Raw genomic sequence first — 12,764 nt, 5'->3', positions numbered from 1 at the left:
AGAGAGAAGACGAATTTAAGCGGCAGGGACTTCGGGTTTAATGGGCAAGATCACGGGATTTCTGGAAATCGAACGGCACGACCGCAAGTACACCCCGGTCGCCGAGCGCGTGAAGCATTACAAGGAATTCGTCGTACCCCTGTCCGAGAAGGAGGTGCGCGACCAGGCCGCGCGCTGCATGAACTGCGGCATTCCCTATTGCCACGGCACCGGCTCGGTGGCGCCCGGCACGCCCGGCTGCCCGGTCAACAACCAGATCCCGGACTGGAACGACCTCGTCTATCAGGGCAATTGGGAAGAGGCCTCGCGCAACCTGCACTCGACCAACAATTTCCCGGAGTTCACCGGGCGCATCTGCCCGGCGCCATGCGAGGCGTCCTGCACGCTCAACATCGACGACAACCCCGTCACCATCAAGACCATCGAATGCGCGATCGTCGACCGCGCCTGGGACAATGGCTGGCTGAAGCCGGAAGTGGCGGCCGTGAAGACCGGCAAGAAGGTCGCGGTGATCGGCTCCGGCCCGGCCGGCATGGCCTGCGCGCAGCAGCTGGCGCGCGCCGGCCACGACGTCCACGTCTACGAGAAGTACGCCAAGGCCGGCGGCCTGCTGCGCTACGGCATCCCCGACTTCAAGATGGAGAAGGGCGTCATCGACCGCCGTGTGGCGCAGATGGAAGCCGAAGGCGTCACCTTCCACTACAACAGCCATGTCGGCGCAGACGGCAACGTCGATCCCCGCGAGATGCTCAATGAGTACGACGCGGTGGCGCTGACCGGCGGCGCCGAAGCCCCGCGCGACCTGCCGATCCCCGGCCGCGATCTCGCCGGCATCCACTACGCCATGGACTTCCTGCCGCAGCAGAACCGCCGCGTCTCCGAGGAGCCGCTCGGCGGCGTCCAGGAGATCCTGGCCGGCGGCAAGCATGTCGTCGTCATCGGCGGCGGCGACACCGGCTCCGACTGCATCGGCACCTCGCTGCGCCAGGGCGCGCTCTCGGTGACCCAGCTCGAGATCATGCCCGCCCCGCCCGAGCGCGAGAACAAGGGCCTGACCTGGCCGAATTGGCCGCTCAAGATGCGCACCTCGTCCAGCCAGGCCGAAGGCGCGATCCGTGAATACGCCGTGCTGACGCAGAAGTTCTCGGGCGAGAACGGCAAGGTCAAGAAGCTGCACTGCGTGCGCGTCGACGACAAGTTCAAGCCGATTGCCGGCACCGAGTTCGAGCTCGATGCCGACCTCGTCCTGCTCGCGATGGGCTTCGTCCATCCCGTGCACGAAGGCCTGCTCAGGCTGCTCGCGGTCGACCTCGACCCGCGCGGCAACGTCAAGGCCAACACGCTCGACTACCAGACCTCGCGCCCGAACGTGTTCACCGCCGGCGACATGCGCCGCGGCCAATCGCTGGTGGTCTGGGCGATCCGCGAGGGCCGGCTGTGCGCACGCTCGATCGACACGTTCCTGATGGGGAAGACGGACCTGCCGCGGTAAGTTTTTCCGCGGCAGGATTCATATCCGCAGGTTCGGACCTCGCCCGAGCACACCATATCGTTCCCCGCGATCCCGGATGAGATGTCCGGATCGATGCGCGATCAGATGCCGCCAAGCCACCCGCTGGCGGTCTTGGTGGATACCTGACCTGAAAATGCGACGCGCACGCTGAGCGCGCTGCCGTCGCTCTCCAGCGCGATCGATTCAATCGTGGCGCGCGTGCCAGCCAGCACGCCGGCGCGTTTCACGAAGCGGCCGATGGCGGCATTCATCTGCGCGACCAGTGGATCGATCTTCCTCTTCGTCATGTCGACAATGCGATCGTGGGCGAAGTGATCCACGCCTGCGGATACAAATCCCGTCGGAGCGATCACCGGTTCCCCGGCGGTCACGTACTGCGACTGCGATCCGGGCTTGCCCTGCCCGGCGACCACTATGGGAACGGTGACACGCATATACAGATTGTTCAGCAGGGCGCTGCAGAGTTCGACATGCGCATCGACCGAGATCGGCAGCGAAGAGATCCCCGCGCCCCAGTTCGTCTGACCAAGCGAGAGGTTGGACAACGTCACGGCCTTGACCTTGTTGCCGCCGCGGCACGGAAGCTGGCTGCTGGCCGCAGGTAGCAGCGCCTCGAACGTACGGTTCGCCTGCTTCATGGCCAGCTCAGCCTTGCCCGAAACCGCAAGCGCGTTTCCAATTCGCGTGACGCTCACGGCCGTGCCGACCGCAACGTCAATCGGAGCCTTGTCGAGCAGGCTCTGCGCGTGAGCCGGCACCGTGAACAACAACGCAAGACAAGAAAGTACAAACCTATCCATAAACGCCCCCAATTCAGCAACTGCTTGTGCAATGTCTCCTGAAACTCTAGGCTCGCCGCATCGGCCGAGGCTTTTGCCAGCGTTCAATTAGTCGCATACACGCCAAGATTGATCAATTCATACAACGCGTTCCGGGGCAAGCACCTCCACGCCGTGCCCTTCGTTTAGTGCCCCGCAAATCCGAGAATGCTTGCGGCGGACGTTCAAGCCGTCTTCCGGGCAACAATGACCGACGACGAAAGCACAGAATGCGGCGTACTCTTCTGGTGGTCTGCGCGATTTGCATCGCCGTCATGGGTGAGGGTGCTACATTCGCGGTGTCGGCGGGGACCTTCGCGAGTACGCTACGGCGCTTCGGCGTGGACCTCGTCGTGCCGCTGGAGCGCTTCGACCCGACATCCTCCCGGGCGCTATTCCCCGGCGCGGTGGTCACCAGGATCGACGTCAACAGCTTCGCGGACAAGGGCAGGATACTACGCCTGTCCGGCGCAACCATTTGTCCCGTCTCCGGAATCGACTATGGCAGCGGGCAAAAAACTTTCGCCTACCGCCAATCGCAATCGCCGCATTCACCCGAGCCGGGATCGGACAACCGCGAGGCGATGCTGCTGTTCGGCTTCGACCAGGAGACCCTGGGCTCCCTCAAAGGTTATAGCCTGGAGCTTTCTCAGCCTCGGCTGTTCAGCATCCCGTTCGATCGCTTGAGCGAGTTCTCTGCCCGGAGCGGCGCCGATGCGGAGTGCGCTGCCACGTCCGGCAATCGATCCGTCGTCAGCCGGTCGCTGGTTGCCACCGTGGACGTCACGATCGCCTCGCGCCGTCCGCTGTCGCCTCGACAGCTCGACAGCGCGGCAAGGACGCTGTCGCCGAACAGCCCGGTAGCCTTCCAGAAGGCCACGGGAGATGAATTCGTCTATTCCGCAAAACTCCCGGATCGATGGGTCGGCATCGCTACCGAACAGGGACGATAGGCTGGACAACCCATATATTCTAGGTTGTCGGCGGGAAACGTCTGGTCTAGCTTTCAACTCTTACTTGATATTTTTTGGGGGCATCATGTTGAGATATTTGCTGCCCGCCGTCGCCTTGTGCACGGCGGTGTCCACCGCACATGCTCGCGACTTCGGGCTCGAGCGCTTTGCCGACATCGTCAGTCAGACCTATCCGGGCTACAGCGTGTTTGCGCCCTTTATCGAAGCGCCCAGCAACGATCCGCTTCACTTCCAGAGCGGCTACCTCGGCAGCGTCTGGAGGGCGACGAGGGAAAAGGGCAGGACGCAGGGCGGGACCTATTCGCACGGCGACCTGGGCCTCTACTGCAACCCAAACCAGGCCGTCATGCCCACCCCGCGCAAAACCTTGCGCATACAAGACTGGCGCTACAAGACAGAGATCACCGTCACGGGCGAATTCACCGTGTCCGGAGCAAGGCCCGAGGACACCATCTTTAAGCTCTCCGCCATCGATGCGAAGTACATCAAGGACGTTACGGTCGATATCAAGAACGCGGTGAAATACACGGCGCCGTTTGACATCCTGGTGAACTGGTCCAACGACGCGCTGACCCGGTGCCCGTCCTTCAGCAGAGTGCTCACGTCAGCCATCGCAGGTGATGTCACGGTGAAAATCTACTTCGTCGCCGGGGTCAGCGCGACACTTCAGTTCAACATCGCGTCCAGGGTGAAGGCGAATCTCGGCTTCAACGTCACGCCCGTGCAGGTTGGCACGCCCGAAAAGCCGGCGATGGTGCTTACCGAGAGCAATCAGATCTTCGCCGTCACGGCCATGCCCGCACCACTGCGATAGATCCAGTCGGCGGCTGATTCATGCGCATGAGCTTATTCGCACTTCGGGCCGTTGCCGCCGTTCTGGTGGTGGCGGTTGGGGCTTGCGCGCGGCCACCGACCCTTGGCAGCGTGCTCAAGGACCGGTTTCCGGGCTATCAGCAGGTCTTGCCTGCCACTTCGGTGAGCCTCAGCGATCGCAACTACGAGTTCGTTCCCGGTACCCTCATGTCGGCGGTCGAGCTCAGGCCGGCGTCCTACAGGGAAGCCGCGCTCTGGCAGGCGGACCCGATCTATTGTCCGCCGGGCTATCCGCTATCCGACGTGAGCTGGCGAGACAGATCTCCGACTCGCGTCACCTACAATTTCGATCTCTCACTGCGTCGCGTGCTGCATTTGCACAAGGCCAAGGCCGACCTCAATCTCGAGGAGAACGAGATCGAGTTCATTCGACGCGTCACGATCCGGATCGACTCTCCGCGAACCTACTCGATCCGTGGCCATGCTCCCGTGCCGCGCCACGTGAAGGCTTGCGTCGACGCCATCATGAAGCGTCCAGGCATCCAGAAGATACGCGGCATCATCGTTGGCAACGTGCACGTGGACGTCCTGTTCAAGGATAATGCCAGCGTGATGGCCAAATGGTCGGTAGCCAACAAGATCAACTCGTCTCTGGGCTTTGGCGCTCTGAAGGGAGAAAGCTACACCATCAGCGGAGACAATCTGGTGTTTGGCGCCGATCTGGTTCGCGTGAGGAACTATGGGTCCTCCCCTAGTTCTGCAGCCTTACCCCGACCAGCATCACCGTCCCCTGCGAACTCGACCCGGCCTGGTTCGAGTCCAGGATGTCGTGGCGCAGCGTGCCCTTGATCCAGATGTTGCGGTTGAGCTTGTAGATCAGGTTCCCTTCGAGCGAGTAGGTCTTGTCGTTGCGATTCTGGCCCTGGTAGTCGTAGGTGCCGTAGGTGAACTTGCCGACCGCCGTGAGCCAGCGCCGGAAGTCGTGGTCGACTTCGGCGGCGTAGGTGCGCACCAGGACGCCGGAGGACCCGGGGATCGTGGTCTCGTTGATCTGCGTGTCGGTGAAGAATTTCACCGTGGTGAGGCCGCTGGCGTTCCAGATCAGGGAGCCCGTGGTGAGGAAGCCCGCAAGCTGGCTGAGGCGCGGGTCGGTATAGTTGCGCGCGGAATATCCGACCGAGATCTCGCCGATGAGGATGCGCGAGAATTCGAAGGACGAACCGACCTTGGCGTAGCCGCCGTTTGAATCGCGGAAATAGCCGTTGCGGTCGGCGGCCTGGTCGTGGACGCGGGTGTCGCCCTGGATCTCGACGAACGGCTTCAGGCCCGGCTTGAGATCATAGGAGAAGCGGCCGATGCCGCCATACTGGTTGAAGTCGCGGTCGGTGTTGGGAAACGTCGAACCATCGGTGAGTTTTGAATCGGTATACGCCGTGCGATCGACAGTGGCGCCGGCGGCCACCTGGAATCGGTTGAAGGTCTGGTCGAAGCCGACCGTCGTGCCGTAGGTGGCGTAGACAGGGTATTTCTGCAGGCCGGCCTGCACGTTCGGGCTGCCGGGATTGTCGGTGGCGAGCCGCAGGCGAAGCTGCGAGGTCAGCTTGAAATCGCGGGTGACGTCCAGCCGGCCGTCCACATGGCCGACGAAATTGGGACGATTGGCCTCGACCGGCGACGGCGAGGCGAAGCCGTTGATCGTCGCCGGCATGTCGTTGGTGTAGCCCGAGAACGAGCCGCGCAGATCGGCGACCAGCGCATGGCGCTCCCAATCGGACACCACCAGGAGGTCGGGCGCGATCACATAGGCTGGCGAACCGACAGGCCTGTTGAGGCGCGTCGGATTGGTGTCATAGCCCGCGGAGAGCTCGAGCCCGCCCTTGATCAGGAAGCTGCCGGCATAGTCGCCGACGGCTCCGAAAGGATCGTCATCGGCCCTCAGGCGGCGACGCAGCGGCTGGCCGGGCACGGTGCCCGCCATCGCCGCAGGCACTGGAGCCTTGTTCGCTGACGCGGATGGCGGCGGCGCGATCCGCGGCAGGCCGAGCGTAGTGGCCGGCGGTGGTGCGGGCGGCACCGGTGAGCCGGGGCCGGCCGCGCGCTTGGGCTTCGGCTGGCCGGGATAGAGCTTTGGCTGCTGCCGCTTGCGGTTGAGCGAATCGTAGCCGGAGCTGCTCGCGCCGGTGGCGGCGGGCAGGCCGTAGGTCGGGACCTGACCGATGCGCGAGGTCGCCGGCCTCTCGCGGGCCTTGCGCGGATCGGCATTGGGATCGGGCAGCGCCGGCAATGAATCCGATGGCGCCTGCGGCACGCCCGCCGTGCGGCGCGTCGGCAGCGTGTCGGGCGAGGCAAAGCCGCCGCGGTTGGGATTGAACAGGTCGGGCGTGAGGCTCTGGGCGGCCACGGGGCCGCTTCCGAGGGCCGTCAGCGCCAGGCACGGCAAAGCGGCGCGCAGGAAACGCCCGCGCTTGCTCCGGCCCCTGCCTGGAGACGACCCCACGATTGAGTAACTCCAACGAAATCAAACACTTCATGACGGCCTCCAACCGAGGGGCGGGAACCATCGTTAATGGAGTTAAAACAATTATGGTTAATGACCGGTTGAGGGTGTTGGGGCGCTCGTCGCCTCACCGGTTTGGGCGTGCTAAGCAGGCGCCAACGGGCGAACGCCTCCCCTCCCTGGACCAGAACATGCCGAGTTCGAAACCGCTGATGACCGCAGCATCCGGCCCCACTCCCGATAGCGTCGAATCCGCGCTCCGCACGCTGGAGACGGAGAGCGGCGGCATCAATGCGCTCGCAGCCGCCCTGCGCGGCCCGCTGGGCGAGACCTTCGCGAGGGCGGTCGAACTGATCCGGCAGGCCAAGGGCCGCGTCATCGTCACCGGCCTCGGCAAGTCCGGCCACATGGGGCGCAAGATCGCAGCGACGCTGGCCTCGACCGGCACCCCCGCCTTCTTCGTCCACGCCGCCGAAGCCGGCCATGGCGATCTCGGCATGATTACGGCCGACGACGTCATCCTGGCGCTGTCCTGGTCCGGCGAGCAGCCGGAGATGAAGAACCTCGTGAACTATTCGGCGCGGTTCGCGATCCCCATGATCGCGGTGACGTCGAACGCGGCCTCCTCGCTCGGCCAGGCCGCCGACCTCGTGATCGAGCTGCCGAAGGCGCGCGAAGCCTGCCCGCACAATCTGGCGCCGACCACCTCGACTCTGATGCAGGCCGCGATCGGCGACGCCCTCGCGATCGCGCTGCTCGAAGGCCGCGGCTTCACCGCGCTGGAGTTCGCGCATTTCCACCCCGGCGGCAAGCTGGGCGCGATGCTGAAATTCGTCCGCGACTACATGCGTACGGGCGCGGAGATTCCGCTCAAGCCTGAAGGCACCAAGATGTCGGAGGCGGTGGTCGAGATGTCGGCCAAGGGGCTCGGCTGCGTCTGCATCGTCAACGATGCGGGCGAGGCCGTCGGCATCATCACCGATGGCGATCTGCGCCGCCATATGCGGCCCGACCTGCTGACCGTGACGGTCGATGAGATCATGACGAAGCAGCCCAAGTCCGTGCCGCCCTCGATGCTCGCGACCGAAATGATCGAGGTGCTGAACACCCGCAAGATCACGACGCTGCTGGTGACGGAGGCGGGCAAGGTGGTCGGCATCGTGCATCTGCACGATCTGCTGCGCGCGGGCGTGGCGTAGGCGCGCGGTCTGTACGGGCGCCGTGTCATTCCGGGGCGCGCCACTTGGCGCGAGCCCGGAATCCATTCATCTCCGAGGGCGCTGCACGATGGATTCCGGGCTCACGCTCCGCGTGCCCCGGAATGACGGCAAGGAGTTTCATTGCGGAAACCGCGCCACGTTCTCCTCCAGGGGCAGCCGCAGCCCGTTCGCGAGATACGACACGGTGCGATAGAAGCCGCACAACAGCATGATCTCCAGGATCTGTGCCTCGTCGTAGTGCGCCGAGAGTGCGGCGAATTCCTCGTCGCTCAACGTCGCGCGGTGATGCAGCGCGTCGACGGCTGCGATCAGCGCCTGCTCGCCCGGTGACCAGCATGTTGATGCTGCGTCGCCCTGCACCGTCGCACGCACTTCATCGTCGGTGAGCTTTGCCGGCCCGGCAAAAATCGCGACATGCACGCCCCACTCGTACTCGCATCTGTTCAGCGCGCAGGTGCGGTCGATGACGATCTCGCGCTGGCGCAAGGAGAGCGGGCCGGGATCGAGCAGGCCGCCGGCGCGAAACTTGTCCCAGGCGCGGCTGTGGCCCGCGATGACCCGGAACAGCACCAGCGGAGGCGCGCCGCGCATGACGCGGTCGAACTGCGCCTGGATCTCCGGGGGATAAGGTGGCGCGAGCGGGGCGATGCGCGGTGAGGCTTCGGACATGGGCCGGCTCCTGTGCTACATTTACAGTAGCAGTACGCTACATTATTTGTAGCACGACGCAAGAGGCGACGATGGCGAAGCAGGCTGGCTCGAAGACACGCAGCGTGCGCGGCTCGCGCACCGGTCGGCCGATCATGGCGTTGCTCGACCTGCTCGGCCGGCGCTGGAGCCTGCGGATATTATGGGAGTTGCGCGAACAGCCCCTCACCTCGCGCGCGCTGCGCAGCGCCTGCGACGAGGCCTCGCCGACGGTGCTGCAGGCCCGGCTGACCGAACTGCGCGAGGCGGGCTTCGTGGAGCTGGGCGACGGCGGAGGCTATGGGCTGACGGCCTTGGGGCGTGAATTGTGCGAGACGTTCATGCCGCTGCACAGGTTTGCGGAGAGGTGGAATTCCTCTCCCTCACCCCGCTTGCGAGGAGAGGGGGAGCCTCCGCGAAGACGGTAACAGTTGGACTCGCGGAGGCCCCCATCCAGAAACCGAGCGGCGCTTGATCCGGCCGGTCCCCGCAAGTGGGGAGCGGGCAAACAAACTACGCCGCAGCCACCGTCAGGTTCGCGCCGTCCACCTGCACCACCTTCACCCGCGTTCCCGCGGGCGTATCCGGGCCTGCAACGCGCCATACCGTGTCGCCGATGCGCATGGTGCCTTGGCCGTCGATGATCGGCTTCTCCAGCGTGAACTCGCGCCCCAGCAGCGCCTCGCTGCGCTTGTTGAGGAAGGGGCTTCCGCTCGCGTCCGGCTTCGGCCGGGCAAGGCGGCGCCACACCGGCACGGCCGCGGCGGCGAAGATCGCGAACATGACCAGCTGGATCTGCCAGGATATGACGACCGTGAACGATATCAGCCCGACCAGCAGCGCAGCCAGCCCGAGCCAGAACAGGAAGATGCCCGGAGCCAGCACCTCCAGCGCCATCAGGACGAAGCCGAAGATCAGCCAGTTCCAGGTGCCGAGCGATACGAACATGTCGGTCATGATACGACCTCTCTCACTATCCCTGCCGCGGCGGCACCGCCGGCGGCGTGCTGCCGGTCGGCGGCACTGAGCCAGGACGGCGCGCGGCGCCCGCTACAGAGGCAGCGCCTTCGCCGAATGTTGCCTTGGCGATCTCTCCGATGCCGGCGAGCGAGCCCAGCATGCTCATCGCTTCGACCGGAAGCATGATGACCTTCTGGTTCGGCGAGTCCGCCAGTTGCCCGAACGCCTTGATATACTTGTCGGCGATGAAATAGTTCAATGCGGCGACGTCGCCCTTGGAAATCGCCTCGCTCACCATCTGGGTGGCCTTCGCCTCGGCCTCCGCCGAACGCTCGCGCGCCTCGGCGTCGCGGAACGCCGCTTCCTTGCGGCCTTCCGCCTGGAGGATCTGGCCCTGCTTGGCGCCCTCGGCGCGCAGGATCTCGGACTGGCGCTGGCCTTCGGCGGCGAGGATGTCGGCGCGCTTGACGCGCTCGGCCTTCATCTGCCGGCCCATGGCCTCGACCAGATCGGCAGGCGGCACGATGTCCTTGATCTCGATACGGTTGACCTTGATGCCCCAGGGCGAGACCGCGGCGTCGACGACGCGGAGCAGGCGCTCGTTGATCTCGTCGCGATGCGACAGCACCTGGTCGAGGTCCATCGAGCCCATCACCGAGCGGATGTTGGTCATGGTGAGGACCGTGATCCCCTGGTTGAGGTTGGCGACCTCGTAGCTCGCCTTTGCGGCATCGAATACCTGGTAGAAGGCGACGCCGTCCACCGTCACGGTGGCGTTGTCCTTGGTGATCACCTCCTGCTCGGGAATGTCGATCACCTGCTCCATCATGTTGATCTTGCGCCCGACGCGGTCGAAATAGGGGACGATCAGATTGAGGCCGGGGCTCAGCGTCTGGGTGTATTTGCCGAACCGTTCGATGGTCCAGTCATAGCCCTGCGGCACGGTCTTCACGCCGGCCACCAGCGTGACGATGACGAGCAACACCAGAACAATCGCGAAAATGTCGAAACCGCTCATATTTCCTCCAAGGCAGGAAAAGCCTTTTCCCGCGCCGTCATTGGTCGGGTTCGTCACCCTAGCGGTTCAGCGGTAGCAGTTCACGTCGGTATAGCCGCGATTCTGCACAAGACTTCGAGCGAGGGGATGGTCACGATATGTATTTGCGACAGGCTCTTGAAAGGGTGCGAGCCCGGACCTGGCAGCGAAAATCGGCGAAGCCGGAGCATCGGGCGTATCGCGCTTGCTGCCCGCAAGGCCCGGCCGAGGGCGGCGCGCGAACGTCCCGGACGGGAAGCATGGAGGAGGCCCCCATCAGATCCAGCCCTGGAGCTCGCGCAGCACCAGGGTACGGATCACGTCCATGCCGGGTACGCTGTCGTTGAGGCAGGGGATCGCGGAAAACTGCTCGCCGCCATTGTGCTCGAAGATCTCGGCATTCTCCTGCGCGATCTCCTCCAGCGTCTCCAGGCAATCGGCGGAAAAGCCCGGCGTCACCACCGCGATCCGGCGCACGCCCTCCTTGGCGAGACGCTCCATGGTCTTGTCGGTGTAGGGCTGCAGCCACTCGTCGAAGCCGAAGCGCGACTGGAATGTCAGCAGCAGCTTGGTATCGTCCAGCTTCATCCGCCGGCGCAGCGCCTCCGTCGTCGCCACGCAATGGCTCTGATAGGGGTCGCCCTTGTCGACATAGGATTTCGGCATGCCGTGAAAGGAGGCGACGATCAGCTCCGGCTCGAAGGAGAGCGTCGAAAGATGCGTCTCGATCGAAGTCGCGAGAGCGTCGATATAGGCCTCGTCCTCGTAATAGGGTGGCGTCACGCGCAGCGTGGGCTGGGACCGCATCTGCGAGAGGACGCGGAACACCTCGTCGCAGACCGTTGCGGAGGTCGAGGCCGAATATTGCGGATAGAGCGGCACGGTGAGGATGCGCTCGCAGCCCCTGGCGATCAGCCCGTCGACTCCCGCCTTGATCGAGGGATTGCCGTAGCGCATCGCCCAATCGACCACGACATGGGCGTGGTTCGACAGCGCCGCGGCGAGCTTGTCGCTCTGCGAGCGCGTGATGGTCTTGAGCGGGGACTCGTTCTTTTCGGTGTTCCAGATCTTCTGATAGTCGCGTGCCTTGGCCCGGGGGCGGGTGTTCAGGATGATGCCGTTGAGGACCAGCTTCCAGATCAGGCCCTGATCCTCGATCACCCGGGCGTCCGAGAGGAACTCCTTCAGATAGACCCGCACCCCCCGGGCATCGGCCGTATCGGGCGTGCCGAGATTGATCAGGAGCACGCCGACGCGCGGCATTGCGGATTGGGCGACCGGTTTCGCGGTCTCGAGGGGGACGACGCTGGTCATGGCTCTGTGGGTCGCGCTTTGGTCCGAACTTGTCAAGATGAGGCCGGGTTCGCTAGGGTCGCACCCAAGCGGGGAGGAAAGATGACACTCGCGGAATGGTGCGTCCTCGGAGCGCTGCTGCTTTACCTCTTAACGATCGCGTCGATCAAATGGATCAGGTTTCGCCGCTTCGACAATTCCCGGCCGCGCGACCCCGCCTTCTATGAGGACGCCCTCTCGCAACGCGCTCTCGGCGCGCACCAGAACGGCATCGAGACCTTTCCGTTCTTCGCCTTCGCGGTGCTGCTCGCCGAATACAGGGACTCGCCGCAGCGACTGATCGATGAGCTCGCAGCGCTGTTCCTGATCGTGCGGATCGCTTATGTGCTGACCTATCTCGGCAACCGCCCGACGCTGCGGTCGATCCTCTGGAGCATCGGCTTTGCAATCAATCTCGGGATCTTCTTCATGCCGGCCTTGAAGCGGTTTCTGCCGGTGTGAGGCGGCCTCACGCCGCCAGATGACGTTCCCGCGTCGCGATCAGCGCCCGCATCGAGGCCGGGATCGTGACCGGACGATGTGTCTCCTGGTTGGTGTAAACCCAGACGATCTCGCCGGTCACTAGCGCGTCAATGCCGTCCTTCAGGAAAATGGCGAGCTCGAAGACGAGGCTCGAATTGCCAATCCGCGCAACGCGCACGCCGACGTCGAGCTCCCAGTCGAAGCGGACCGGCGCCTTGTATTCGATGACGGACTTGACGACGTGGAAATCGATGCCGCTCGCCTGCGCGTCCGCGTATTGGTCAAAGCCGAGCGCGCGGAAGTACTCGGTGATGCCAGTGTCGAAATAGGTCAGGTAGTGGGCATTGAACACGACGCCCTGGCCGTCGATCTCGGAATAGCGCACCCGGAACGGATGAAAGAACCAGAAATCTTCGCGCGACATTCAATCC

Annotated in this window: 14 protein-coding genes; 7 read left to right on the top strand and 7 right to left on the bottom strand. The window is 64.3% G+C overall.

Annotated features, from left to right (window positions below):
- The first annotated feature begins 40 nt into the window (after positions 1-40).
- On the top strand, positions 41-1,492 hold the full coding sequence (locus AX729_RS23065) for a glutamate synthase subunit beta (RefSeq protein ID WP_061026589.1): 1,452 nt from the start codon (positions 41-43) through the stop codon (positions 1,490-1,492).
- A gap of 101 nt (positions 1,493-1,593) precedes the next feature.
- Here the strand turns inward: AX729_RS23065 and AX729_RS23060 are convergent, their stop codons facing one another.
- Positions 1,594-2,400, bottom strand: coding sequence for a hypothetical protein (locus tag AX729_RS23060; protein WP_156457159.1), 807 nt, complete (start codon positions 2,398-2,400; stop codon positions 1,594-1,596).
- Between the two features lie 161 nt (positions 2,401-2,561).
- Between AX729_RS23060 and AX729_RS23055 the strand changes: the two genes are divergently transcribed.
- From AX729_RS23055 to AX729_RS39885, 3 genes are all read left to right on the top strand, one after another.
- Positions 2,562-3,284, top strand: a complete 723-nt coding sequence (locus AX729_RS23055) for a hypothetical protein (RefSeq protein ID WP_061026587.1) — start codon at positions 2,562-2,564, stop codon at positions 3,282-3,284.
- Positions 3,285-3,369: 85 nt separating this feature from the next.
- On the top strand, positions 3,370-4,119 hold the full coding sequence (locus AX729_RS23050) for a hypothetical protein (RefSeq protein WP_061026586.1): 750 nt from the start codon (positions 3,370-3,372) through the stop codon (positions 4,117-4,119).
- 26 nt (positions 4,120-4,145) lie between these two features.
- The gene (locus AX729_RS39885; RefSeq protein ID WP_156457158.1) at positions 4,146-4,967 is read left to right on the top strand and encodes a hypothetical protein; all 822 of its coding nucleotides are present in this window, start codon (positions 4,146-4,148) and stop codon (positions 4,965-4,967) included.
- Here AX729_RS39885 and AX729_RS23040 read toward each other — a convergent pair.
- Positions 4,870-6,615 carry an outer membrane beta-barrel protein gene (locus AX729_RS23040; protein WP_061026584.1) on the bottom strand — a complete coding sequence of 582 codons (1,746 nt, stop codon included), beginning with the start codon at positions 6,613-6,615 and terminating at the stop codon, positions 4,870-4,872. The two genes, AX729_RS39885 and AX729_RS23040, sit on opposite strands and share 98 nt — an antisense overlap.
- Before the next feature lie 191 nt (positions 6,616-6,806).
- On the opposite strand from AX729_RS23040, the gene AX729_RS23035 reads away from it, so the two are divergent.
- Positions 6,807-7,814: a KpsF/GutQ family sugar-phosphate isomerase gene (locus tag AX729_RS23035; protein ID WP_061026583.1), complete on the top strand. Its 1,008-nt coding sequence runs from the start codon at positions 6,807-6,809 to the stop codon at positions 7,812-7,814.
- Between the two features lie 138 nt (positions 7,815-7,952).
- Here AX729_RS23035 and AX729_RS23030 read toward each other — a convergent pair whose 3' ends face one another.
- The gene (locus AX729_RS23030) at positions 7,953-8,504 is read right to left on the bottom strand and encodes a carboxymuconolactone decarboxylase family protein (protein ID WP_061026582.1); all 552 of its coding nucleotides are present in this window, start codon (positions 8,502-8,504) and stop codon (positions 7,953-7,955) included.
- Between the two features lie 71 nt (positions 8,505-8,575).
- Between AX729_RS23030 and AX729_RS23025 the strand changes: the two genes are divergently transcribed.
- A complete protein-coding gene (locus AX729_RS23025) occupies positions 8,576-8,950 on the top strand; it encodes a winged helix-turn-helix transcriptional regulator (protein ID WP_061026581.1) in 375 nt (124 codons plus the stop codon).
- An 85-nt stretch (positions 8,951-9,035) separates the two neighbouring features.
- Here the strand turns inward: AX729_RS23025 and AX729_RS23020 are convergent, their stop codons facing one another.
- The 3 genes from AX729_RS23020 to hemH all read right to left on the bottom strand — a co-directional run bounded on the left by AX729_RS23020 (position 9,036) and on the right by hemH (position 11,832).
- A complete protein-coding gene (locus tag AX729_RS23020; protein WP_061026580.1) occupies positions 9,036-9,479 on the bottom strand; it encodes an NfeD family protein in 444 nt (147 codons plus the stop codon).
- A 16-nt stretch (positions 9,480-9,495) separates the two neighbouring features.
- Positions 9,496-10,500 (bottom strand): SPFH domain-containing protein, encoded by a 1,005-nt coding sequence (locus tag AX729_RS23015; RefSeq protein ID WP_061026579.1) that lies wholly within the window; start codon positions 10,498-10,500, stop codon positions 9,496-9,498.
- Positions 10,501-10,794: 294 nt separating this feature from the next.
- Entirely contained in the window at positions 10,795-11,832 is a 1,038-nt protein-coding gene (gene hemH / locus AX729_RS23010) for a ferrochelatase (RefSeq protein WP_061026578.1), read from the bottom strand.
- An 81-nt stretch (positions 11,833-11,913) separates the two neighbouring features.
- Between hemH and AX729_RS23005 the strand changes: the two genes are divergently transcribed.
- Positions 11,914-12,312, top strand: a complete 399-nt coding sequence (locus tag AX729_RS23005) for an MAPEG family protein (protein WP_061026577.1) — start codon at positions 11,914-11,916, stop codon at positions 12,310-12,312.
- Between the two features lie 7 nt (positions 12,313-12,319).
- On the opposite strand, the gene AX729_RS23000 is transcribed toward AX729_RS23005, so the two are convergent.
- Positions 12,320-12,757: an acyl-CoA thioesterase gene (locus AX729_RS23000; RefSeq protein WP_061026576.1), complete on the bottom strand. Its 438-nt coding sequence runs from the start codon at positions 12,755-12,757 to the stop codon at positions 12,320-12,322.
- Positions 12,758-12,764: the final 7 nt, after the last annotated feature.

This window comes from Bradyrhizobium sp. CCH5-F6, assembly GCF_001556045.1.
Classification (GTDB): domain Bacteria; phylum Pseudomonadota; class Alphaproteobacteria; order Rhizobiales; family Xanthobacteraceae; genus Bradyrhizobium.
The sequence above is the reverse complement of the archived record's forward strand: the minus strand, read 5'-3'. Positions and strand labels throughout refer to the sequence as shown.